Origin of the sequence: Streptomyces sp. NPDC091377 (assembly GCF_044757045.1) — a bacterium.
Lineage (GTDB): Bacteria > Actinomycetota > Actinomycetes > Streptomycetales > Streptomycetaceae > Streptomyces.
Window position 1 is genome coordinate 185,805 of the sequence record NZ_JBIVUE010000001.1, and the last position, 23,958, is coordinate 209,762.

The window sequence follows — 23,958 nt, forward strand, 5'->3', positions numbered from 1 at the left end:
TACCGATGTCCTTTCCCCTGCTGACAGCGACCGCGGCGCTCCCGGCCGTCGGGGCGATCCTCACGGCCGCCGTACCGGCCGCGCGGCGCTCCACCGCCAAATGGCTGGCGCTGCTGTTCTCGCTCGCCACCCTCGCGCTCGCGGTCACGATCCTGGTCCGCTTCGACCCGGACGGCGACCGCTACCAGCTCACCGAGTCCCACGCCTGGATCCCCGACTTCGGGGTGCGCTACGAACTGGGCGTGGACGGCATCGCGGTGGTGCTGATCGCGCTGACCGCCCTGCTGATGCCGTTCATCATCCTCGCGGGCTGGCACGACGCCGACCCGCTGGAGACCGGCAGTTCGCGCTGGCGCCCCACCCAGGGCTTCTTCGCGCTGATCCTGGCGGTCGAGGCGATGGTGATCATCTCCTTCGAGGCCACCGACGTCTTTGTGTTCTACATCTTCTTCGAAGCCATGCTCATCCCGATGTACTTCCTCATCGGCGGCTTCGGGGACCGGGCCCACGAGCACGGCGAGAAGGCGGCGGCCACCCAACGGTCGTACGCCGCCGTGAAGTTCCTGCTCTACAACCTGGCCGGCGGTCTGATCATGCTGGCCGCGGTGATCGGCCTCTACGTGGTCGCGGGGAGCTTCTCGCTGCCCGAGATCGCCGAGGCCCGCGCCAGCGGTGAGCTGACCATGGCGACCAGCACCGAACGCTGGCTGTTCCTCGGCTTCTTCATCGCCTTCGCGGTGAAGGCCCCGCTGTGGCCGCTGCACACCTGGCTGCCCAACGCGATGGGGGAGTCCACCGCCCCCGTCGCCGTGCTGATCACCGCCGTGGTCGACAAGGTCGGCACCTTCGCGATGCTCCGCTTCTGCCTCGGGCTCTTCCCGGAGGCATCGAAGTGGGCGACACCGGTGGTCCTGGTCCTCGCCCTGATCAGCATCATCTACGGCGCGCTGCTCGCGGTCGGACAGCGGGACATCAAACGCCTGGTGGCGTACGCGTCGATCTCGCACTTCGGCTTCATCATCATGGGCATCTTCGCCATGACCAGCCAGGGCCAGTCCGGCGCCACGCTGTACATGGTCAACCACGGCCTGTCGACGGCCGCGCTGATGCTGGTGGCCGGCTTCCTGATCTCGCGGCGCGGCTCGCGGCTCATCGCCGACTACGGCGGAGTGCAGAAGGTCGCCCCGGTGCTCGCCGGGATGTTCCTGATCGGCGGTCTGGCGACCCTGTCACTGCCGGGGCTCGCGCCGTTCGTCAGCGAGTTCCTGGTCCTGGTCGGCACCTTCTCCCGCTATCCGGTGATCGGCATCATCGCCACCTTCGGCATCGTGCTGGCCGCCCTCTACACCCTGGTGCTCTACCAGCGCACGATGACGGGCCCGGTGAAACCCGAGGTCGCCAAGATGCCGGACCTCAGACTGCGTGAGCTGGTGGTCGTCGGCCCGCTGGTCGCGCTGCTGATCGGGCTCGGTGTCTACCCGAAGCCGATCGCGGACATCGTGAACCCGGCGGTCGAGCACACGATGTCCGACGTCCAGAAGAAGGACCCCCAGCCCGAGGTGGAGGCGGCCAAGTGAGCGCAACAGCCGTCCACAGCCTGTGGACAACCGCGGCAACCGCGGCCGACCCGATCTCGAAGATCGACGCGCCGAAGATCGAGTACGCACAGCTCTCGCCCATCCTGATCGTCCTCGCCGCGGCGATCCTCGGGATCCTGGCCGAGGCCGTCGTCCCCCGCAAGTCCCGCTACCACGTGCAGACATGGCTGGCCGCCGTCGCGCTCGCCGCCGCGTTCGCCGGGGTGGTGGCGCTCGCCGCCGACGGGTACGCGACCACCAAGTCCGGCATCGCCGCCATGGGCGCCATCGCCGTGGACGGACCGGCCCTCTTCCTCCAGGGCACGATCCTGCTGGCGGCGCTGGTCGGACTGTTCACCTTCGCCGAGCGGCGACTGGACCCGGAGACCCACGGCAACCGGGTCGACTCCTTCGCCGCCCAGGCCGCCGCCGTACCCGGCAGCGAGGGCGAGAAGGCCGCCGTGAAGGCCGGGTTCACCACCACCGAGGTGTTCCCGCTGCTGATGTTCGCGGTCGCGGGCATGCTGCTCTTCCCGGCCGCCAACGACCTGGTGACCCTGTTCGTCGCCCTGGAGGTCCTCTCCCTGCCGCTGTACCTGATGTGCGCGCTGGCCCGCCGCAAGCGGATGCTGTCGCTGGAAGCGGCCGTGAAGTACTTCCTGCTCGGCGCGTTCGCCTCCGCGTTCACCCTGTTCGGCATCGCCCTGCTGTACGGCTACGCCGGATCGATGTCGTACTCCACCATCGCGCAGGTCGTCGACGGCACCCTCACCACCGTCAACCCGGCCCTCGCCGACACCATGGGCAACGACGCGCTGCTCCTCGTCGGCACCGCCCTGATCGTGATGGGGCTGCTCTTCAAGGTCGGCGCCGTGCCGTTCCACATGTGGACGCCCGACGTCTACCAGGGCGCCCCCACCCCGGTCACCGGCTTCATGGCGGCGGCGACCAAGGTGGCCGCCTTCGGCGCGCTGCTGCGGATCCTGTACGTGGTGCTGCCCGGGCTGCGCTGGGACTGGCGGCCGGTGATGTGGGCCGTCGCGATCGTCACCATGCTCGGCGGCGCCATCGTCGCCATCACCCAGACCGACATCAAGCGGCTGCTGGCGTACTCGTCCATCGCGCACGCCGGATTCATCCTCGCCGGTGTCATCGCGACCACCCCCGAAGGGGTGTCCTCGGTCCTCTTCTACCTCGCCGCGTACTCCTTCGTCACGATCGGCGCCTTCGCCGTCGTCACCCTGGTGCGCGACGCGGGCGGCGAGGCCACGCACCTGTCCAAGTGGGCCGGGCTCGGACGACGCTCGCCCCTGGTGGCGGCCGTCTTCGCGGTGTTCCTGCTCGCCTTCGCCGGTATCCCGCTGACCTCCGGGTTCGCCGGGAAGTTCGCCGTGTTCAAGGCGGCGGCGGAGGGCGGGGCCGCACCGCTGGTCGTGGTCGGTGTGATCTCGTCGGCGATCGCCGCGTTCTTCTACATCCGGGTCATCGTGCTGATGTTCTTCAGCGAGCCGCGCCCCGAGGGACCGACGGTGGCCGTGCCGTCGCCGCTGACGATGACGGCGATCGGGGTCGGCGTCGCGGTCACGCTGGTGCTGGGCGTGGCGCCGCAGTACTTCCTGGACCTCGCGGGGAACGCGGGGGTGTTCGTGCGCTGACCGGACAGCGGCGTCCCTGCCGTCACCGCCGGTCGCGGGTGGGTCCCGGCTCCCTCTGGGGGTCGGGACCCACCCGTTTCCGCCGGTGACGGGCTCGCGGGGCGGTGGCGTGCACCGGTGTGCGGGGCGGTGGCGTGTACCGGTCTGTGGGCCGGTGGCGTGTACGGGTCTGTGGGCCGGTGGCGTGTACCGGTCTGTGGCCGGTGACGCGTGACAGTGGCCCGTGCCGGTGTCGCGATCGGGACCTACGGGCCTGTGGACAACTCCGGAGGTGTCAGTGCGGGGCCCTATCGTGGAGGCAGTGGTCGAAGCACGACGTACGGGGGCACGGCGATGCGTGGGACGGGCGGGATCGGTGGCATGGCGGTGGTAGCCGGAAGCGGGACGAGCGAGGCGCTGGAGACGCTGCACAAGGTCTTCGGGTACGAATCCTTCCGGGGCGAGCAGGAAGCCGTGATCGAGCATGTGGTGGCCGGCGGCGACGCCGTGGTGCTGATGCCGACCGGCGGCGGAAAGTCGCTCTGCTATCAGATCCCGGCCCTGGTCAGAGCCGGTACGGGCATTGTCGTCTCGCCGCTGATCGCGCTGATGCAGGACCAGGTGGACGCCCTGCGGGCGCTGGGGGTGAACGCCGGGTTCGTCAATTCCACCCAGGACTTCGACGAGCGGCGGACGGTCGAGGCCGAGTTCCTCGCCGGTGAGCTGGACCTGCTGTATCTGGCGCCGGAGCGGCTGCGCCTCGACAGCACCCTGAACCTGCTGTCGCGGGGCCGGATCTCGGTCTTCGCGATCGACGAGGCGCACTGCGTGTCCCAGTGGGGCCACGACTTCCGGCCGGACTATCTGAGCCTGTCGGTGCTGGGGGAGCGCTGGCCGGACGTGCCGCGCATCGCCCTGACGGCGACGGCCACCCGCGCCACCCACCAGGAGATCACCCAGCGCCTCGCCATGCCGGCCGCCCGGCACTTCGAGGCCAGCTTCGACCGCCCCAACATCCAGTACCGGATCGTCCCGAAGGCCGACCCCAGAAAACAGCTCCTGGGCTTTCTGCGGGAGGAGCACGCGGGCGACGCGGGCATCGTGTACTGCCTGTCGCGCAACTCGGTGGAGAAGACGGCCGAGTTCCTCTCCCGCAACGGCGTGGAGGCGGTGCCGTACCACGCCGGGCTGGACGCGGGGACGCGCGCGGCGCACCAGTCGCGGTTCCTGCGGGAGGAAGGGCTGGTCGTCGTGGCGACCATCGCCTTCGGCATGGGCATCGACAAGCCGGACGTCCGGTTCGTCGCCCATCTCGACCTGCCGAAGTCGGTCGAGGGCTACTACCAGGAGACGGGGCGCGCCGGACGGGACGGCCTGCCGTCCACGGCCTGGATGGCGTACGGGCTGAACGACGTCGTCCAGCAGCGCAAGCTGATCCAGTCCGGCGAGGGCGACGAGGCGTTCCGGCGGCGGGCCCAGTCCCACCTGGACGCCATGCTCGCGCTGTGCGAGACGGCCCGGTGCCGGCGCGGTCAGCTCCTCGCCTACTTCGGCCAGGAGCCCGGCGCCACCGGGTGCGGCAACTGCGACACCTGCCTCACCCCGCCCGAGACCTGGGACGGCACGGTCGCGGCGCAGAAGGTGCTGTCCACGGTGGTGCGGCTCCAGCGCGAGCGGGGGCAGAAGTTCGGCGCCCTCCAGATCGTGGACATCCTGCTGGGGAAGCGGACCGCGAAGGTGATCCAGTTCGACCACGACCAGCTGTCGGTGTTCGGCATCGGCGAGGATCTCGCCGAGGGGGAGTGGCGCGGCGTCGTCCGGCAACTGCTGGCGCAGGGACTGCTGGCGGTCGAGGGCGAGTACGGCACGCTGGTGCTGACCGAGGCGAGCGGCACGGTGCTGCGGCGTGAGCGGGAGGTGCCGCTGCGCAAGGAGCCGGAGAAGCCGGCCGGGGCGGCCCGGTCGGGCGGTTCGGGTGGTTCGGGTGGCTCGCGGGGCGAGCGCAAGGCGAAGTTGGCGGCGGCCGAGCTGCCGGAGGAGCTGGTGCCCGCCTTCGAGGCGCTGCGGGCGTGGCGGGCCGAGCAGGCGCGGGAGCAGGGCGTTCCGGCGTACGTCATCTTCCACGACGCCACGCTGCGGGAGATCGCGACCCTGTGGCCCGGGTCGGTGCGGGAGCTGGGCGGCATCAGCGGCATCGGCGAGAAGAAGCTGACGACCTACGGGGAGGGTGTCCTCGGGGTGCTGGAGGGACTGGAGAGGCCGTCGGGGAGCGGGGGCGCTGGCGCTGGCGCTGGCGGCGGTGAGGGCGGTGGTGCTGGTGGTGCTGGAGGCGCTGGTGGTGGTGGCGGTGGGGCCGGGGAGGCCGCCGGGAAGGCCGGGGGGTCCGGTGGAGCGACGGGGGCCGGTGGAGCCGCGAGGGTCGGTGGGGCCGCGCGGGTCGGTGGGGTCACGAAGGGTGGTGCGGCTGCCGTTCCGGGGACGACCGCGCCCTCGCCGTCCTCTGCCGCCTCGTCCTCTGCCGCTTCGGCCCCTGCCGCCTCCTCCCTCGGGGACGAGCTGTGGCCCGAGGGCGAGATCGAGCCGGAGCCGGAGGACTGGGGATAGGGGGTAGGGGATAGGGGACCGGGGGGCCAGGGGCAGGGGGACGCGACGTGAAGGCGGGCCGGCCCCCGGGTCCGTTCCGGGTCCGCTCCGGGCCGTCAGCCCAGGGCGGTCAGGCCCGGGAGGAAGGTGATCAGCAGGGGCAGCAGCGGGACCAGCGCCGCCACCGTGGTCGCCAGGGCGCGTCGGCGGCGGTTGAGACGGGGCTTCGGCTCCAGCAGCCGGTCCACCCGCTCGCCCAGCAGCCGGTGGCTGGAGGCGCAGGACAGCACGCCCCGGTGCTGGTTCAGCTCGATCAGGGCGAGGGCGGTGGTGAGATGGCCGCAGCGCCGGGAGGCGGTGTCGTCGGCGGCGAGTTCGACCAGCCGGCGGGTCTGGTCGCAGAAGTGCGCGAAGAGCGGGACGCGCGGGAAGCCGGTGGCCAGCGCCGTGGACAGATGGAGCAGCCAATCGTGGTGGGCGCGGGCGTGGCCGCGCTCATGGGTGAGGACGGCGTCCAGCTGGTGGTCGGTGAGCTTGTGCAGGGCGCCGGTGGTGACCACGAGCTGCGGCGGGTGGCCCGGCATCCACCAGGCGTCGGGGTACTCGTCCTCCAGGACCAGCAGCGGGCCGCGGGCCCGGGGGAGCCCGGCGGGCAGCTCGGGGGCGCGTTCGCGCAGCAGGGCGCGGGTGGTGCCGCGTCGCCGCCGGGCCTCCACCAGCTCACGGGCCAGCATCGCCGTGGTCCAGGCGGCGCCGCACGCCAGGAGCCCGGTGAGGACTACCGCCCAGACCGGGGCGGCGGACAGGTCGTAGGCGGCGGTGACGGCGGGCGGCGCCGGGGCGAAGACATGGTCCCGGACGGTCTGGAAGACCGCCGCCGCGCCGAGGGTCAGCGCGGTCAGACAGGACAGCAGTACCGTCGCGACCAGGCACTGCCACACCCACAGGCCGACGACCGGTTCGCGTTCGGGCCACTCCGCCCGGGTCAGCGCACGGGGCACCGGCACGGCGGCCATCAGGCCGACGGCGCTCAGCAGGAGCAGGGTGACGGTCATCCCAGGGGCTCCGGATCCTGGTCGGTGTGGGCGGCTCGGTGGTGCGCGGGGGTACCCGGGGATCCCCGGGGTGCGGGCACGGGTGGACGGCGTGCGGCTGCCGTGCCGGTAGGCACAGGGCATGCACCCGTCCGCCGCCGACCCAGTATGACGGTCGTACGGGCCCGGAGTCAGCCGTCGGAACACCGGGAAACGAGCCACTGTCCGAGCGCCCCCGTCATTTCCCCGGCAAGCCCCCCTCAGTCCGCCGCCACGATCCTGCCCACGACCTCCCCCAGCCCCACCCGGAGTCCGTCCGGTCCCGGGGCCCAGCCGGAGAGGGTGACGACATCGCCGTCCGCGAGGAAGGTGCGCTCGCCGTCGGGCAGGGCGAGGGGGTCCCGTCCGTTCCAGGTCAGCTCCAGCAGGGAGCCGCGCTCGCGTTCGCCGGGTCCGCTGACCGTGCCGGAGGCGTAGAGGTCGCCGGTGCGCAGGGAGGCACCGTTGACGGTGAGGTGGGCGAGTTGCTGGGCGGCGGTCCAGTACATGGTGGAGAAGGGCGGTTCGGAGATGACGTGACCGTTGACGGCGACGGAGAGCCGGAGGTCGTAGCCGCCGGGTTCCTCCTCGGCGTCGTCCAGGTAGGGCAGGAGCGGATGGGTCCGTTCCGGGGGCGCGGTCCGGGCGGCCTCCAACGCGTCGAGCGGGGTGATCCACGCCGCCACCGAGGTGGCGAAGGACTTGCCGAGGAACGGGCCGAGCGGGACGTACTCCCATGCCTGGATGTCCCGCGCCGACCAGTCGTTGAGCAGGCAGAGCCCGAAGACGTGGTCGCGGAAGTCACCGAGCGCGACCGGGCGGCCCCGCTCGCTCGGCGCACCGACGACGAAACCGACCTCGGCCTCGATGTCCAGCCGGACGGAGGGGCCGAAGAGCGGCGCCGGGTCGGCCGGGGCCTTGCGCTGCCCCGACGGCCGTACGACATCCGTGCCCGAGACCACGACCGTGCCCGCGCGGCCGTGGTAGCCGATGGGCAGGTGCTTCCAGTTCGGGGTGAGGGAGTCGGTGGCGTCGGGGCGGAACATCCGGCCGACGTTCCGGGCGTGGTGCTCGGAGGAGTAGAAGTCGACGTAGTCGGCGACCTCGAAGGGCAGTCGCAGGGTGACCGAGGACAGGGGGTGCAGCAGCGGCTCGATGACTTCCCGGTGCGCGGGGACCGTGACCCAGGCGGTCAGCGCCCGCCGTACGTCCGACCAGGCGGTACGGCCGGCCGCGAGCAGCGGGCCGAGGGTGGGGCGGGCGAGCAGCGCGTGGTACGGGGAGCCGAGGGCCGCCGCCGCGGCACCGGCGTCCAGGACCCGGTCGCCGAGCCGGACGCCCACGGTCCGCTCCGGTGAACCGGCCGGGGAGAAGACGCCGTACGGGAGATGGTGCGGGCCGAAGGGGTCGCCCTCGGGGACTTCGAAGGGGGACATACGGTTCTGCCTCGCTCTCGTGTGTGCCGGGTGCCGGGTGCCGTTCGCGGGGTGGTCCGTGGAGTGGACTGTGGAGTGCGCTGTGGAGTGGGCTGTGGAGTGGGCTGTGGAGTGGGCTGTGGTGTGTCGTACCACGGGACCAACCCCGCACCAGCCGTGTGACCGCGCCACACGTTACGTGTCCCGGAGCGGATGAGTGCCTGGTCCCCGTGCGCGCGGGGTGTCCCGGCCGACCGCGAGCCCGACCACGTGGGAGTGAAAAGCTGAACCGTTTTCAACGTGGCGATCGAGGGCGTGCGGAGTGAAAGGCCGCATGGTACAGGGGAGTTGGCGGGGGCGGGCGGGACGGGGGAGAACCTGTCCGACGTCCGGTTCGGGCCGGGTCGGTGACGCGTGATGTCCGTATTCTCTGATCATGGCCGCACCCACCGCATATGCCGCGCGCACCACGTACGCACTCGTCGCCACCGACCTCGACGGGACCCTGCTGCGCGGCGACGACACCTTTTCCGACCGCTCGCGGGCCGCGCTCGCGCGGAGCGCCGACGCCGGTGCCCGGCATCTCGTGGTCACCGGCCGGCCGGCCCCCCGGGTGCGCCCGCTCCTGGAGCAGCTCGGCAGCACGGGGCTCGCGGTGTGCGGACAGGGCGCACAGCTCTACGACGCCGGCGCGGACCGGATGGTGTGGTCGGTCACCCTGGACCGGGAGCTGGCCGAGACCGCGCTCGGCAAGATCGAGGCCGAGGTGGGGGAGGTGTACGCGGCGGTCGACCAGGACGGGGTGGAGGGGCTCACCCTCATCGAGCCCGGCTATCTGATGCCGCACCCGACACTGCCGGCCGTGCGGGTCGGGCGGCGCGACGAGCTGTGGGCCGAACCGATCAGCAAGGTGCTGCTGCGCCACCCCGAGCTGTCCGACGACGAGTTGGCCTCGGTGGCCCGCGCGGTGGTCGGTTCGCTCGCCACGGTCACGATGTCGGGGCCGGGGACGGTCGAACTCCAGCCATGCGGGGTGACCAAGGCGACCGGGCTGGCGCTGGCGGCCCGGCGGCTGGGGGCGCGGCCCGAGGACACCATCGCGTTCGGGGACATGCCGAACGACATCCCGATGTTCGTCTGGGCCGGTCACGGGGTGGCGATGGCCAACGCGCACCCCGAACTCAAGGCGGTGGCCGACGAGATCACCATGTCGAACGAGGACGACGGCATCGCCGTCGTCCTCGAACGCCTCTTCCCTTGAGGGAGAGAGATCCCTTGGGGGACGAGAGATCCCTCGGGGGAACAGGGAGGTCATTCTCCTTTGCGGGCCCCAACCCGCAAAGGAGCCGCCGGGTCGTGCGGTTCTGTCAGTACGCGCCGAAGACGTTGTCGATCGAGCCGTAGCGGTCGGCCGCGTAGTTGCAGGCGGCGACGATGTTGGCGATCGGGTCGTACGGGTCGTAGGCGGTGCCCTGCACGTGGTACGCGGCGAAGGTCGGGTCGATCACCTGGAGCAGGCCCTTGGAGGGGGTGCCGGCGGCTGCGTTGGAGTCCCAGTTGTTGATGGCCGCCGGGTTGCCGGAGGACTCGCGCAGCACATTGCGGTGGATGCCGTCGTAGCTGCCGGGGATGCCGTTCTGGGCCATGATGTCGAGCGACTGGCGGATCCAGCCGTCAAGGGTGTTCGGGTAGGCGGAGGTGGCCGCCGTGACGACCTCGGGGGTGGCCGCGGAGGCGCTGGTCGCGCCGAAGAGCGGAAGCGCGAGCACGGCGGCGCCGGTACCGGCGAGGGCGAGCTTGCGGGTGATGCGGCGCATCCGGGCGGGGCGGGGCGCGGTCGTCGCGGCCGGCGGGACAGACGTGGGGACGGACATGGGTGGGTTCCTCTCCGGCGCCTGCGAGGTGAGCTGTCGGGTTCGGGCTGGGAGGTGCCCGGCCGGCCCTGACGGGCGCGGCTTCACCCCGAGCCGTCCGGAGTGTCGTGTCGGGTCTGGCCCTCGTACGACGTCCGGCGCGGCGACTTACCTGGGTCCCCCGCTCCTGCCGTGGATCTTGTCTAGGTGGGTGCGGGCGGCGGCAGGATGAGGCGTCCGCCCGACTGGCCGGGAACGTATGCGAAGCCCATGTCCGAAACAAGTGGCGGAGTCACAGAATGGCGACTTTTGATCTTCATCCGGGGATATGCCGCGCATGATCCTTTGCTACCGGAAAGGTTCAACTCCCGATAAAGGGGCGGCGGATAGGAGGATCGCCGGAGGGGTTCCATGAAAGCGAGAAAGTGAGCCAAGTCACGCGCGTGCGCAAGAGTGGCAAAACGGGCAATGAACCCAAGTGCCTATTAATCAGCGGGCCATGGAATCCGCTGCTCCCATGTGTGGTGGAAGACCACCTCGGCCCCCTCGGAGCACATCACCTCATTTACCGCCAAGAGGTCGCCCGAGAGGCCGTCCAAGAGGTCGCCCGAGAGGCCGTCCGAGAGGCCGTCCGAGAGGCCGTCCGAGAGGCCGTCCGAGAGGTCGCCTTCTTCGTGGTTCGCGCGGTCGTCCGCGAAGGCCGTGCGGTCCGTGTGTCGGAGTTCCGATCGGGTATGGACGGTCGTGGCCCAGGCGGTCTCGGGGCGGTGGAGCCGGATCGTCCGGTCCGAGCGGACGAGCGCGGACCGCGCGTCGCCGTCGCGGACCGTGTACGACTCCCGGGTCTCCTCCGTGACCTCCAGGCCGTCCGGGTGCGCGTGGGTGCCGTTCTCGCGGGGGGTGACGTCGAGCCGCCACTCGTCCCCGGCCGGGTCCCGCACCACCAGCCGCTCGGGGTCGGGCGGGTCCAGCGGGGCGTGGGTGGCGACGCCGAGGGGTTCGGCCTGCTCGGGCTCGGGGAAGCCGATGTCCGGCCGGTCGTCCGGGGTGGCTTGATCGGTGGGGCGGTCCTGGTCGGCGCCCCCGGCCCCGGTCCAGTTGGTGTTTTGTGGGTAAATGCCGGTTTCGTGGTGGCGGACCGGCAGTTCGAAGACGCTTCCCTCCGGGTCGAGGGTGAAACCGGCCTCGGAGCCGGGGGCGGGCCAGAACCAGGGCCAGTACGCGGAGGAGACGGCGAGCCGGACGGTGTGGCCGGGCGGGAACGCGTACCCGGCCGCGCCCAGGTCGAAGGAGACCTCCTCTGCCGCACCCGGCGTCCACGGCACGGCCCCGCCCTCCGCCTCGGGGGCGTGGAGCCGGCCGCCGAGCCGGAACGCGCCCCGGGTCACCAGGGTTGAGGAGCCGTCCGGGGCGACGTCGCAGAGCCGGGCGACCACCTGACCGCGCGGCACCTCGCGGCGCAGCCGCAGCCGTACGCGCGCTCGCCCCAGTACCCAGGTCTCCGCCCCGAGCGGAACGTCGAAGCAGACCGACCGCGCGTCCTCCTCCCGCTGGTCCGGCGGCAGATCGGCGTCGCCCCCGCGCGGGAGGAAGGCGCCCGCGTCGACCCCGGTGTGGAGGGGGGACCGGACGAGCCGGGGGGCGCCCCGGAGGGCGTAGGTCACCCGGGTCACGTCGGGGGAGGGCCAGCCGGCCTCGCCGATCCAGCGGCCGGGCAGGGTGCGGTACGTGGTGGCAGGAGGGTGCGTGGCGATGACGTACGCGCGCAGGAGGGGCTCGGCGAGGGCGCCCGTGTCGGTGTCCTTCAGCCAGTGGTCCCACCAGCGCAGGGTCTCCTGGAGGAAGCCGATCGCGGGGCCGGGTGGCCGGTCCCGGTCGGGGTAGGTGTGCGGCCAGGGGCCGATCAGCCCGCGGACCCGGTCGGGGGGCAGGTGCGCGATCAGGCGGAGGACGGTGTCGTGGTCCGGGTCGTGCCAGCCGCCGACGGCGAGGACGGGGGCGGTGGACGCCGTGAGGCCCGTGAGGGCCGTGCGGCCCGTGAAGGGGGTGACAGTGGTGACGGTGGTGAGGGGCGGGAAGGTGTCGTGGGTGTACGACGGTGGCTCCAGCCCCGCCAGGCGGCGCAGCCACAGTGCGCGCCAGGCCGGGCCCGCGTGGTGCGGGTCGGGCGGGAGGGCGGCGTCGGTGAGGGTGGCCGCCGCCCGGCTGTACGCGCCGCCGGTGAGGGCGGAACCTCCCGTACGGTGCCGGTCGTTGTCGTAGCGGTCGTCGGAGGCGCCGTCGGAGGCGCAGACGCTGACGACCGCCTTGAGCGGCTCGGGCGCGAGGGCCGCGGTCTGGAGGGCGAGGGTGCCGCCCCGTGCGATCCCGAACATGCCGACCTCGCCGTCGCACCACGGCTGTGCCGCGAGCCGGTCCACGACCTCCGCCGCGTCCCGCGCCGGGTGCCCGGCCCCGGGGACGCCCTCGCTGTTGCCGTGTCCGCGCGCGTCGACCCGGACGGAGGCGTAGCCGTGGCCCGCGTACCAGGGGTGGCGCTGGGCGTCGCGCGCCGCGGTCCGGTCGGTCAGCCGGGACGGGGTGTACTCCAGGAGGGCCGGTACGGGCTCGCCGCCCAGCGGGCGCCAGACGCGGGCGTGGAGCAGGGTCCCGTCCGTGAGGGGTACCCGGAGGTCTTCGTGAACCGTCTCGTGGGGGAAGGACGTACGAATGTGCATCAGGGTGTGGTCCCTAGGAATGCGGTCGTGCGGGGGGCGGCCCCGTCGTGGGGGGCGGGGTCGTGGGGCGGCTGAAAACCGTGGGGTCGTCCCGCGCGCGGCGGTCCGACCACCGGGGCGGTCACGGTATGGAATCGGGACACCCTCGCCCACTTCCCTACAACTCTATAAATGTCCACTCATATCAGGTGATCAGAAAGATACCGGGCGTGATCCGATAGCGCCCGGCCTGCGCGGGTGGGCGGCAGCGGTGATCGAAACATGACCGGATACGCTGGCGTGAGTGGTGGCAGCGACCTATCGACAAACCGGGTAATCGCCAGTAGACACCAGCAGACAGGAGACCCCTCGTGACCGTCGTCGGGCCGTTCGGGCTGAGCGTGCGGGACCAGGCTCTGGAAGCCGATGTCCAGGCCGGATTGGTTGCTGTCGAGGAAGGGCTGCTAGACGCCACCAAGAGCGAGGTCCCGTTCATCACGGAGGCCGCCCAGCATCTGGTGCGGGCCGGTGGCAAAAGATTCCGGCCACTGCTGGTGATGCTCGCCGCGCAGTTCGGCGACCCCTACGCGCCCGGCATCGTGCCCTCGGCCGTCGTCGTGGAGCTGACCCATCTCGCCACGCTCTACCACGACGATGTCATGGACGAGGCCGCCGTTCGGCGGGGGGTGCCCAGCGCCAACACCCGCTGGGGCAACTCCGTCGCCGTCCTCACGGGTGACTTCCTCTTCGCCCGTGCCTCGCACATACTGGCCGACCTCGGACCGGAGGCGGTGCGGGTACAGGCCGAGGCGTTCGAGCGGCTGGTCACCGGCCAGATCCTGGAGACCGCGGGCCCCGCCGACGGACGCGACCCGGTCGACCATTACCTCGATGTGCTCGGCGGCAAGACCGGCTCCCTGGTCGCCGTCGCCTGCCGGTTCGGCGCGATGATGTCCGGCGCCGACGAGTCGGTGGTCCATGTGCTCACGCAGTACGGCGAGCGCCTCGGAGTCGCCTTCCAGCTCGCGGACGACGTCCTGGACATCGCCTCCGACACTCATGAGTCCGGCAAGACGCCCGGCACCGACCTGCGCGAAGGCATCCCCACCATGCCCGTGCTGCGGCTGCGGGAACGCGCGGCGCAGCTGGGGCTCGCCGAGGACCTCGCGCTGTGCGAACTGCTCGACTCCGACCTCACCGACGACCGTCGGCACGCCGAGGCGCTGACCGCGCTGCGCGCGCACCCCGCGCTGGAGCAGGCCCGCCGCGACACCGTGCGGTACGCCGAGGAGGCGCGGGCCGCGCTCGCGCCGCTGCGGGAGTGCGACGCCCGGGGGGCGTTGGTGGAGCTGTGTGACGCGGTGGTGCACCGCGCCGGGTGAGCGCCCGGCGGGGTGCGTCGCCTCCCGTGTCCCCTACGGGTTGGGGGTAGTCGATCAGGGTTGTGTCATACCGCAGCAGTACACCGAGTTGACTCTGGGGTCTGACGCTTCTCGCCTGGTGATTTGGTCAGATGGTGCGTACGGAAAGGCACCACTCCTCACCGATTCGGGTGAGAATGGCGGCTCAGCGTGCGACCAGCGCACGGACGCGTAGAGACGGACGCGTGGAGACGGAAGCCGCCGCCGACACGGAGGTAACGCACACATGGCACCGTACGAATCCGACGACAGCGCGACGGCCGCGGGCGCCGACGACCGGCGGGCGAGCCGGCGCAAGAAGGCCGCCCGCTACGTCGTCCCGGTCGCGGTGACGGGGGTGGCGGCGGTGACCATCGGACTGGTCCCGGCGATCGCCGACTCCGGCAGCCCCGACCTGCCCGGGATCAGCGCGCAGCAGCTCGTGCAGAACATCGCCGAGTCGGACACCGAGCGGCTGTCCGGCACGGTGAAGATCACCACCGATCTGGGGCTGCCGAACCTCGGCGGTCTGGAGAGCGGTCTGCTGTCCGGCGCCGCCCAGGGCGGACCGGGCGGCGGCGAGGGCTCCTCGGCCGACCCGTCCAGCAAGCTCACCGAACTCGCCGCCGGCACGCACACGCTGCGCGTCGCGGTGGACGGCCCCGACAAGCAGAAGCTGTCGGTGCTGGAGAAGGGGGCCGAGTACAGCCTGATCCACAACGGCAAGGACGTCTGGGGCTACGACAGCGCCTCCAACGAGGTCTACCACTCGACGTCCCCCGAGGGCGCCGATGCCGAGAAGGACGTCCCGGCCACGCCCAAGGACTTCGCCGAGGAGGCGCTGAAGGCGGTCGACGGGACCACGTCGGTCACCGTGGACGGCACCGCGCAGGTCGCCGGGCGCGACGCCTACAAGCTGGTCGTCAAGCCGAAGCAGTCCGGCTCGACGGTCGGTCAGATCACCATCGCGGTGGACGCGAAGACCTTCACGCCGCTGAAGTTCACGCTCACCCCGGCCGGCGGTGGCGCGGCCGTGGTCGACGCCGGGTTCACGCAGGTCAGCTTTGCCAAGCCGGCCGCCTCCACCTTCGACTTCAGCCCGCCGAAGGGCGCGAACGTCACCGAGGAGTCCGACGTCCGGACCCCGGAGCGGCACGAGTCGCAGCCGCAGTCCGAGAAGGACCTGGCCAAGGGCCTCGACGGGCTGAACGTCATCGGCGAGGGCTGGAACGCGGTCGCGGTCCTCGACACCGGCGGCCAGGGCGTCCCGTCCGGCTCCGAGGTCGGCGGCGAGTTCGGCGGCTTCCTGGACTCCTTCGGCGACAAGGTCAGCGGCACGTTCGGCGACGGCACGGTCTTCAAGACCCGCCTCATCAACGCCCTGATCACCGAGGACGGCAAGGTCTACGTCGGCGCGGTCACCCAGGACGCGCTGGTCAAGGCGGCCGAGTCGGGGAAGTGACGGCATGACGGTGTGACGGCCGGGGCCGGGACCAGGTCGAAGGACCGGGCCCCGGCCCCGGCGTCTCGGGGACGGATCCCCGGCGTCTCGGGGACGGATCCCCGGCGTCTCGGGGACGCACCCCCGGCATCCCCGGGACGCACCCCCGGCATCCCCGGGCCGGAGTCTGCGGATACTGGGAGTCGTCCCGCCCACGGTCGATCGAGGGAGCCCGCATGGAGGAAGCGTCCGCCATGGAGGCACCGGGGCCGGACGTCGTGCAGGCACCGGGCTCGGATGCCGTGGGGGAGCGTATGGATGGGCAGGACGCCGGACCGGACGCCGGACGGGAGGACGAGGGCGTCATCCAGACCCGCGCGCTCACCAAGCGCTACCGGGGCGGTCAGCTCGCCGTGGACGGTCTCGACCTGAGCGTCCCCGCGGGCAGCGTCTTCGGCTTCCTCGGCCCCAACGGCTCCGGCAAGACCACCACCATCAGAATGCTGATGGGCCTCATCGAACCCACCTCCGGCACCGCCCGCGTACTGGGACGGCCCATGCCCCGCGCCACCCGCGCCGTCCTCCCGCACGTCGGCGCCCTCATCGAGGGCCCCGCCCTGTACGGCTTTCTCTCCGGCCGCGACAATCTGCTGCGCTACGACGCCGCCGACCCCACCGCCGACCCCCGCACCCGGCGCCCGCGGGTCGCCGCTGCGCTGGACCGGGTCGGGCTCGCCGCGGCGGCCGGCAAGAAGGCCAGGGCGTACTCCCTCGGCATGAAACAGCGGCTCGGACTGGCCGCCGCGCTGCTCCAGCCCCGCAGACTGCTGGTTCTGGACGAGCCGACCAACGGCCTCGACCCCCAGGGCATGCGGGAGATCCGCGCCCTGGTGCGGGAACTGGCCTCCGACGGCACCACGGTCTTCCTCTCCTCCCATCTGCTGGACGAGATCGAGCAGGTCTGCACCCATGCCGCCGTGATGGCCCGGGGCCGGCTGATCACCCAGGGGCCGGTGGCCGACCTGGCCGCCGGGACCCGCGGGCGCCTCGTCGTGACCACCCCGGACCCGGCGGACGCGGCGCGGGTGCTGAAGGAGCAGGGGGTCGGGGACGTCGTACTGGAGGACGACCGGGTCTCCGGTGAGCCCCCGGAGGGAGAACTCGCCGATGTCAACGCCGCGTTGGTCGCGGCGGGGGTGCGGGTGCGGGGGTTCGCGGTGGAGCGGGCCTCGCTGGAGGACGCCTTCGTGGCGCTGACCGGGGAGGGATTCGATGTCGCGGGCTGAGCCGAAACCCGCCAACGGGGCGAAGGACGGGGCCAGGGCCGGTGCCGAGGCCGGTGCCGGTGCCGAGAACGGGGCCGGGGCCGGTGCCGTGGACGGCGAGGCGACCCTCACCCGTGCGCCCCATCCGCTGTGGACCCTCGGGCTGCTGCGCAGCGAACTCGGCGTCACCTTCCGGCGCTGGCGCACCCTCGCGCTGCTCGGGGTGCTGGCGGCGGTGCCGATCCTGGTGGGGATCGCCGTGAAGATCGAGACCGGCGACGGCTCGTCGCCGGGCGGTGGGGGAGACGGTGGCGCGGGCCCGGCGTTCATCGCCCAGATCACCAACAACGGGCTCTTCCTGGTATTCACCGCGCTCGCCGCCACCCTGCCGTTCTTCCTGCCGATGGCCGTCGGCGTGGTGGCGGGCGACGCGATCGCCGGGGAGTCGAACGCCGGGACCCTGCGTTATCTGCTGGTCGCGCCCGCCGGGCGGACCAGGCTGCTGATCACCAAGTACGCCACCGTGGTCCTGTTCTGCCTCGCCGCGACCCTGGTGGTCGCGGTCTCGGCACTGATCACGGGCGCGCTGCTGTTCCCGATGGGTGAGCTGACGACGATCTCCGGTACGCGGATCGGCTTCGGCGAAGGGCTGGGCCGGGCCCTGCTGATCGCCCTGGTCGTCGCCGCGTCGCTGATCGGGCTTGCGGCACTGGGGCTGTTCGTGTCCACCCTCACCGGGAGCGGGATCGCGGCGATGGCGACGACCGTCGGGCTGCTGATCACCGTGCAGATCCTCGGCCAGATTCCGCAGCTTAGCGCCCTGCACCCCTACTTCTTCTCGCACTACTGGCTGTCCTTCGCCGACCTCATGCGCGAGCCGGTGTACTGGGACGACCTGATGAAGAACCTCGGACTGCAAGCGCTCTACGCGGTGGTGTTCGGCTCAGCGGCCTGGGCACGCTTCACGACGAAGGACGTCACCGCCTAACCGCCGACACCCGCCCTCCTCCCGCATCCCTCCTCCCTCATCCCTCACCCTTCTTCCCCCTCCTGCTCGTACGGGAAGCGGGCCAGGGGCGCCTCCTGGGCGAAGAAGGTCTTGGCCCGGGCCAGCGCCTCCGTGTCCTTCCGTACGTCCCCCGGCTTGCTGCCATTGCCCAGCAGCACTCCGCCGAAGCGCATCCGCATGTACGCCGCCGAGTGATTCAGCGTGCCGACGAGCGGGTCCGCCACCTCGAACTCGTCGTGCGCCAGGGCCGTCACGCCCCACAGGGTGCGGCCGGCCATGGTGTCGTGGAAGTCGAGGCCGGGGGTGCGCAGCCAGCCCGACCAGTAGTCGAGGTAGCGCTTGGTGCTGGCGGACACCGTGTACCAGTACAGCGGCGAGGCGATCACGATGTCCGTCGCGGCGAGGGTCGCGTCCAGGAGTTCGGCCACCGGGCCCTCGGTGGGCCGTAGGTGATCGCTGTCGTGACGCAGGTCCTCGAACTCGGGTACGTCGAGTGCGGCGAGGTCGATCCAGTGCTGCTCCACGTCCGAGGGCAATTGCGCGGCGGCCTCGCGGGCGAGCAACTCGGTGTTGCCGTCGCTGCGGGCGCTGCCCAGTACGAAGAGAAAGCGGCGGGTCATGAGGGCTCCCAGGGCTACGGGCAGGTCTACGGGTGAATGTCGCTGCCAGGTCTGCGGATGCATATTGCTACGCGTACGACGACTAAGCGCTCATGCATTATGTGCACATGCATTGAATGCTTGTCCAGCACTCCGCTCCGCCCATCGCCGGGCGACCTTCAGCAGGGTCTGTTCTCGGCCATGTGGGGCCACGATCTGGAGTCCGGCCGGGCATCCGTCGCCGTCGAGGCCGGCCGGGAGGCTGATCGCCGGATGCCCGCTGAGGTTGAAGGCCCAGGTCAGCTCGGTGGAGTAACGCTCACCCGGCCCGTCGTGACCGTGCGGGGCGTTGGGGGTGGTGGGGGTGAGGAGGAGGTCGGTGCGGGCGAAGAGGGCGGAGAGGCGTGCGTTGTTGGCGGCCTGGACGGGGTGGGCGAGACGGGTGGGCGGGAAGGCACCGGTGCCGGTGCCGATACAGGTGGCTGTGCCGATACCGATGCCGATACCGATACCGATACCGGTGCCGGTGCCGGTGCCGGTGCCGGTGTCGGTACGGCGAAGGGCCGTCCACGCGGGGGCCGGGTCGATGAGGCGCGGGTTCGGGGAGGGCGCGGCGAGGGTGAACGCGCCCGTGTCCGCGAGGCGGAGCGCGGCGGAGTGGGCGAGGGCCAGGGGCTCGGGGTCGGGCGTGGCGAAGCCGAGGTCGGGGGACCAGGTGGCGGTGGGGGAGGCGAGGTGTCCGTCCGGCCGCCCGTGCGGTTCGGAAACCAACCGCATGTACAGTGCGGCGTCTTCGGGGCAGCGGGTGAGGACCCCCGGGGAGGCGAGGCCCGTGCGGTCCGGGGTCGGGAGGCGGCCGTTGGTCGTCTTCAGGCCGATGACCCCGCACCAGGCCGCCGGGATCCGTATCGACCCCGCCCCGTCGCTGCCGGTGGCCAGCGGCACAAGGCCCGCCGCCACCGCCGCGGCCGACCCCGCGGAGGAGCCGCCCGGCGTGCGGTCCGGCCGCCAGGGGTTGACCGTACGGCCGTACCGCCCGAGCCCCCAGGTCTGCCAGGCCGTGCCCGGTCCGGGGACCGAGGTGGCCCCCACGGGTACGCACCCGGCGGCGATCAGTGCCCGCGCGTCCGCCGCGCGCAGCCCGGTCCGCCGCCCCTTCACCCCGATCGGCACCCCGGCCAGCGGCAGCGCCTCGCCCGCCGCCACCCGCGCGTCCACCTCCGCCGCGTGACGCAGCGCCGCCTCGTCCCACACCTCGCGGAACGCGTTCAGGGAGGGCTCGATCCGGGCGATCCGGTCGAGCGCGGCGGCCACGGACTCGACCGCGTGGAGGGCGCCGGAGCGGACGGCGGAGGCGATGGTGTGGGCGCAGGGCGCCACCGGCGGCGACAGGGCGGGGACGGGTTTCATGGGAGCATGCTCCACCGGTCCCGCTCGGGCGGTTCCTGCCCGGGCCGTGTGCCGGTGAGCGCAGGTCGGGGGAGGGACCGGTACTTGAGACAGGGCTGTGACGGGGCGGTGACGCGTGTCGTCCCGCGGGGCGGGACACTCGACGTAGATGGACGCGGAAGGCTCGCGGACACATCCGAGTGAGGGAAGCGATGTCTCGACTCAGCCGCGAGAAGATGCGGGAACCCCAGCGCGCCGCACAGCCCGGCGCCCTCGCGGCGACGCCGATCGAGGTCCAGGTCACCGGAACGGGTGATACGGGCGGTACGGCGGGTGCCTCCGTCGCCGGGGTACCGGTCGTCGTGGCGCCCGGCCAGGAACTCCAGCAGGCGGTGCTCGACCGGTTGCGCGCAGCCGCGCAGACCGCCGGCCGGTCCGTCCTCGCCAGGGTCCACGACGAGCGCGCCGGCTACGTCATCCCGCTCCGGGTCGACCCCGACGGCTCCAGCCATCTGGCGGGGGACCCGACCCCGGTGAGCGCGGCCAAGCCAGCGGCCGTGCCCACGTCAGCGCCTACGTCCGCACCCGCGCCACCCGCGCCACCCGCGCCACCCGTGCCCACACCCGCGCCTGCTCCCACGCCCGCGCCACCCGCGCCACCCGTGCCCGCATCCGCTCCCGCGTCGCCGCTGCCCGCGCCCGAGCCCGGGTCGGGCCCCGCCGCCGATCTCGCCACCAGCTTCCTACGACTCCCCTCCCAGGTCTTCGAACCGGTGCAACCCATGCCCTCAGCTCCCTCGCCCGCCGCCCCCGCCCCTTCTCTGTCCCCGTCCCCTTCCCCTTCCCCCTCCTCCTTCCCGCCGCCCACGCCCCTCGGTGAGAACACCCCCACCTTCCCGTTGCGGGCGCTCCCCGGCACCGTCGTACCGCCCACGGGGGTGTTCGGTCCGCCACCGGTCATGGACGTGCCCGTACCGCCCGTCTCCGAACCGGCCTCGGCGGCGCCCCGGGCCGAACCGGCTCCCCGTCCCGCCTCCGACGCCGAACCCCCGCGCCACACGGGGCTCGCCGCCCTCGTCCTCGGGGTCGATCCCGAGCCCGCCGTCAAGCCCACCCCGACCCCTCCGCGCGGGTTCGACGCGGTCGCCGAGGCGGTGCTGGACGACCAGCCGCCCGCCAGGACGCCGTTCGCGGAGCCGATGGCACGGATCGGGGACGCCGTGAAGGAAGGGCGTACGGAGACCGCGGCCACGCTCGCCGAGGAGGCGCTGGCCCAGGCGTCGGACACGCTGGGCGCCGGGCACCCCGAGGTGCTCAGGCTCGCCGAACTCACCGCATACGTCGCCTATCTGGCCGGGGATCCCGAGCGGGCCTTCCGGCTGTCGCTCGATCTCGCGCGGGCGTACACCCCGTCGGGCGACGAGGAGGCCGCGTACGCCGCCTACGGCAACGTACAGAGCGCGGCCACCGCGTGGCGGGCCGTACGGGATCCCGAGCGGGGGCTGGAACTGGGCCGGGAGCTGATCGCCGTATGGGCGCGGATGGCGGCCGAACCCGTGGGTCCGGCCGCCGGCGACGGCGAGCAGCTGGAGTCGGCCCGCGCCCGGATGGACCGCCTCACGGCCCGCGCGCGGCAGGGCTGAGAGGCGGGCCCGGTCGGGCTCAGCCCGAAAGCTCCCACACCGCGTGCGCTATGGCGTCGCTGTTCCGGTTGAGCGCGGTGTCGTTGACGCTGGCGGTGGTGTCGCAGGAGGAGTGGTAGCAACTGTCGAACGCGCGGCCCGCCGTGCCGCCCCACTTCGCCGCCTGTGCCGACGACTTGACCCGGCTGGCGCCCGTGAAGAGGCCGCCGACCGGTATGCCGGCGTTCTTGAACGAGGCGTGGTCGGAGCGGCCGTCGCCCTCGGTCTCGATCTCGGTGGGTACGCCGATGCCGGTGAAGTAGTCCTTGAAGGTCTTCTCCAGTACGGGGTCGTCGTCGTAGACGAAGTAACCGGCGTTGGTGGAGCTGATCATGTCGAAGTTGAGATAGCCGCTGATGCGGGCCCGGTCCCCGGTCGCCAGGCTGTTGACGTAGTACCGGGAGCCGACCAGCCCCAGCTCCTCGGCTCCCCACCAGGCGAACCGCAGATGCTTGACGGGCTTGAGGTCGGCTCGGGCGACCGCGAGGGCGGTCTCCAGTACGGCGGCGGAGCCGGACGCGTTGTCGTTGATGCCGGGTCCGGACGCCACGCTGTCCAGGTGCGCGCCGGCCATGACGACCTGCGCGGGGTCGCCTCCGGGCCAGTCGGCTATCAGGTTGTAGCCGACCCGGCCGGAGGAGGTGAACTGCTGGATCGTGGTGGTGAACCCGACCGCGTCCAGCTTGGCCTTCACATAGTCCAGGGAGGCCCGGTAGCCGGTACGGCCGTGCGCCCGGTTGCCGCCGTTGGCGGCGGCTATGGACTGGAACTGGGTGAGGTGCGCCTTGACGTTGGCGAGGGGGATGTCCGGCGCGGCGGCGACGGCCGGGGGTGCGGTGGGGACGGAGGCGGGGGCTGAGGCGGGGGCGGCACCAGCGAGGGAACCACCGGTCAGCACGGTGGCGACCGCGACGACGGCAGCCGTGGCCGCCCGCCCGGAAACGGAGAGCTTCATGTGTGGGGGCTCCGAATTCCGTGGGAGTCCCGTGGGGTGGCCACAGGGCTCCACAGTGAATGGGGTGCCTGGATGGTGAAGCTGTGACTGACTCTCCGTCAAGAGATCGAATCAGACAGTTGTTTGGCGAGGGACAGCCGTACGGTTCCGGTCGGGTCGGTTCCGGTCGGTCTCACTCGATCTGAGTCGGCCCTGGTCGATTCCGGGCGGTTTCGGTCTGTTCCGTTCCGTTCCGGTCCGTTCCGGTCAGTGCAGGCAGAACTCGTTGCCCTCCGGGTCCGACATCACGAGCCATTCGCCCCCTGCCTGCTTCACCTCTTCCAGCACACTCGCGCCCAGCGCCGTCAGCCGGTCCCGCTCGGCGGAGCGCCGCTCGGCACCGGGGTGCAGGTCGAGGTGGAGGCGGTTCTTGCCGGTCTTCGGCTCCGGAACGCGCTGGAAGAGGAGTCGTCGGCCGAGGCCGGTGCCGCTCTCCTCGTCGTAGAGGTCGTCGGGATGGCGTACGGCGACCAGGTCGCGGAAGGTCAGCCGGCCGTTGTGCTCCTGTGTGGCCTCAGGGGGGAGTGCGCCCAGTTTCAGCAGGTGCTCGATGAGGGCGTTGTTGTCCTCGACCGTGTAGTGCAGGGCGGCGCCCCAGAAGTCGGCCTGGGCCTGGGGGTCCGCGCAGTCGATGACGACCTTCCAGTGGATCGGGTCGGTGGGTCGTGCCGGGGCGGCTGTCTCGTTCTCGCTCATGTAACCATCTATAGTAGTTACATGAGTGGACGCGCAAGGGAAAAGCCGGAACGGCCTCCCGGCATCACACTGAGAACGCATGAGGGCACGCCCTACCGCTTCGACCCGGGCGCGCTCTGTCTGGAGCTGCTGACGACCGGCGGCCCCGGCGACTTCGCCCGTTTCGAGGTGCTGCACGAGCCCGCGGACCTGGCGGCGTGGGCCGACCGCAGCCGGCTGCCGAAAGGGCTGGAACTCGCCGTCACGGACGCCGAGCTGACCGCCGTGAGGGAGTTCCGGGACACGCTCTACCTGCTCGCCGCCGACCACGTGCACGGGCGTCCGGTCGACGCGGGGCGTCTCGACGCCGTCAACGCGGCGGCGGCCGAGGCGCCGCTCGTGCCCCGGCTCACCGCCGACGGCACCCGCGCCTGGCCGCCCGGCGCCGCCACCGGCACCCAGGTGCTGTCCACGGTCGCCCGGGACGTGATCGACCTGTTCGGGGGGCCGTACGCCGACCGGGTCCGCGAATGCGGCTCCCACAACTGCTATCTGCTGTTCGTGGACACCTCACGCCCGGGCCGCCGCCGCTGGTGCTCCATGGAGCACTGCGGGAACCTCGCGAAGGTGCGGGCCCATCGCGACCGGGCCCGCACCTCCGACAGGCCCTAGC

Annotated in this window: 17 protein-coding genes, 1 pseudogene and 1 riboswitch; of the genes and pseudogenes, 10 read left to right on the top strand and 8 right to left on the bottom strand. The window is 72.1% G+C overall.

What is annotated here, in order from left to right; all coding sequences use genetic code 11:
- Window positions 1-5: 5 nt before the first annotated feature.
- From ACIQNG_RS00920 to recQ, 3 genes and pseudogenes are all read left to right on the top strand, one after another.
- The gene (locus ACIQNG_RS00920; protein WP_401436530.1) at window positions 6-1,577 is read left to right on the top strand and encodes an NADH-quinone oxidoreductase subunit M; all 1,572 of its coding nucleotides are present in this window, start codon (window positions 6-8) and stop codon (window positions 1,575-1,577) included.
- The gene (gene nuoN, locus ACIQNG_RS00925; RefSeq protein WP_401482044.1) at window positions 1,574-3,232 is read left to right on the top strand and encodes an NADH-quinone oxidoreductase subunit NuoN; all 1,659 of its coding nucleotides are present in this window, start codon (window positions 1,574-1,576) and stop codon (window positions 3,230-3,232) included. The genes ACIQNG_RS00920 and nuoN overlap by 4 nt, the downstream gene beginning before the upstream one ends.
- 333 nt (window positions 3,233-3,565) lie before the next feature.
- Window positions 3,566-5,468, top strand: a pseudogene (recQ, locus tag ACIQNG_RS00930) (DNA helicase RecQ); the annotation flags it as partial.
- 442 nt (window positions 5,469-5,910) lie between these two features.
- On the opposite strand, the gene ACIQNG_RS00935 reads toward recQ, so the two are convergent.
- Window positions 5,911-6,849, bottom strand: coding sequence for a M56 family metallopeptidase (locus ACIQNG_RS00935; protein WP_401482046.1), 939 nt, complete (start codon window positions 6,847-6,849; stop codon window positions 5,911-5,913).
- 239 nt (window positions 6,850-7,088) lie between these two features.
- Entirely contained in the window at window positions 7,089-8,303 is a 1,215-nt protein-coding gene (gene fahA, locus ACIQNG_RS00940) for a fumarylacetoacetase (RefSeq protein WP_401482048.1), read from the bottom strand.
- A gap of 415 nt (window positions 8,304-8,718) precedes the next feature.
- Here fahA and ACIQNG_RS00945 point away from each other — a divergent pair, with 415 nt between their 5' ends.
- Window positions 8,719-9,543 carry an HAD family hydrolase gene (locus tag ACIQNG_RS00945; RefSeq protein ID WP_401436544.1) on the top strand — a complete coding sequence of 275 codons (825 nt, stop codon included), beginning with the start codon at window positions 8,719-8,721 and terminating at the stop codon, window positions 9,541-9,543.
- 106 nt (window positions 9,544-9,649) lie between these two features.
- Here the strand turns inward: ACIQNG_RS00945 and ACIQNG_RS00950 are convergent, their stop codons facing one another.
- Window positions 9,650-10,099 (bottom strand): transglycosylase SLT domain-containing protein, encoded by a 450-nt coding sequence (locus ACIQNG_RS00950; RefSeq protein ID WP_401436861.1) that lies wholly within the window; start codon window positions 10,097-10,099, stop codon window positions 9,650-9,652.
- A gap of 62 nt (window positions 10,100-10,161) precedes the next feature.
- Window positions 10,162-10,311, bottom strand: a riboswitch (cyclic di-AMP (ydaO/yuaA leader).
- 309 nt (window positions 10,312-10,620) lie between these two features.
- The gene (locus ACIQNG_RS00955) at window positions 10,621-12,852 is read right to left on the bottom strand and encodes a CocE/NonD family hydrolase (protein WP_401482051.1); all 2,232 of its coding nucleotides are present in this window, start codon (window positions 12,850-12,852) and stop codon (window positions 10,621-10,623) included.
- A 350-nt stretch (window positions 12,853-13,202) separates the two neighbouring features.
- On the opposite strand from ACIQNG_RS00955, the gene ACIQNG_RS00960 reads away from it, so the two are divergent.
- The 4 genes from ACIQNG_RS00960 (at window position 13,203) to ACIQNG_RS00975 (ending at window position 17,925) form a co-directional block, all read left to right on the top strand.
- Window positions 13,203-14,213 carry a polyprenyl synthetase family protein gene (locus tag ACIQNG_RS00960; protein ID WP_401482053.1) on the top strand — a complete coding sequence of 337 codons (1,011 nt, stop codon included), beginning with the start codon at window positions 13,203-13,205 and terminating at the stop codon, window positions 14,211-14,213.
- 265 nt (window positions 14,214-14,478) lie between these two features.
- Entirely contained in the window at window positions 14,479-15,693 is a 1,215-nt protein-coding gene (locus ACIQNG_RS00965; protein WP_401436553.1) for an outer membrane lipoprotein carrier protein LolA, read from the top strand.
- Window positions 15,694-15,908: 215 nt separating this feature from the next.
- Window positions 15,909-16,958, top strand: coding sequence for an ABC transporter ATP-binding protein (locus ACIQNG_RS00970; RefSeq protein WP_401482055.1), 1,050 nt, complete (start codon window positions 15,909-15,911; stop codon window positions 16,956-16,958).
- Entirely contained in the window at window positions 16,945-17,925 is a 981-nt protein-coding gene (locus tag ACIQNG_RS00975) for an ABC transporter permease (protein WP_401482057.1), read from the top strand. Before ACIQNG_RS00970 ends, ACIQNG_RS00975 begins: the two co-directional genes overlap by 14 nt.
- A 44-nt stretch (window positions 17,926-17,969) precedes the next feature.
- Here ACIQNG_RS00975 and ACIQNG_RS00980 read toward each other — a convergent pair whose 3' ends face one another.
- Window positions 17,970-18,566, bottom strand: a complete 597-nt coding sequence (locus ACIQNG_RS00980; protein WP_401482059.1) for a flavodoxin family protein — start codon at window positions 18,564-18,566, stop codon at window positions 17,970-17,972.
- 90 nt (window positions 18,567-18,656) lie between these two features.
- Window positions 18,657-19,955: an amidase gene (locus ACIQNG_RS00985; protein WP_401482061.1), complete on the bottom strand. Its 1,299-nt coding sequence runs from the start codon at window positions 19,953-19,955 to the stop codon at window positions 18,657-18,659.
- A gap of 191 nt (window positions 19,956-20,146) precedes the next feature.
- Between ACIQNG_RS00985 and ACIQNG_RS00990 the strand changes: the two genes are divergently transcribed.
- Window positions 20,147-21,577, top strand: a complete 1,431-nt coding sequence (locus ACIQNG_RS00990; RefSeq protein ID WP_401482063.1) for a tetratricopeptide repeat protein — start codon at window positions 20,147-20,149, stop codon at window positions 21,575-21,577.
- A 19-nt stretch (window positions 21,578-21,596) separates the two neighbouring features.
- Here the strand turns inward: ACIQNG_RS00990 and ACIQNG_RS00995 are convergent, their stop codons facing one another.
- Both ACIQNG_RS00995 and ACIQNG_RS01000 read right to left on the bottom strand, forming a co-directional pair.
- Entirely contained in the window at window positions 21,597-22,571 is a 975-nt protein-coding gene (locus ACIQNG_RS00995; protein ID WP_401482065.1) for a M28 family metallopeptidase, read from the bottom strand.
- 246 nt (window positions 22,572-22,817) lie between these two features.
- The gene (locus ACIQNG_RS01000; protein WP_401482067.1) at window positions 22,818-23,306 is read right to left on the bottom strand and encodes a VOC family protein; all 489 of its coding nucleotides are present in this window, start codon (window positions 23,304-23,306) and stop codon (window positions 22,818-22,820) included.
- A gap of 21 nt (window positions 23,307-23,327) precedes the next feature.
- Here ACIQNG_RS01000 and ACIQNG_RS01005 point away from each other — a divergent pair, with 21 nt between their 5' ends.
- Window positions 23,328-23,957, top strand: a complete 630-nt coding sequence (locus ACIQNG_RS01005) for a CGNR zinc finger domain-containing protein (protein WP_401482069.1) — start codon at window positions 23,328-23,330, stop codon at window positions 23,955-23,957.
- Window position 23,958 lies beyond the last annotated feature (1 nt).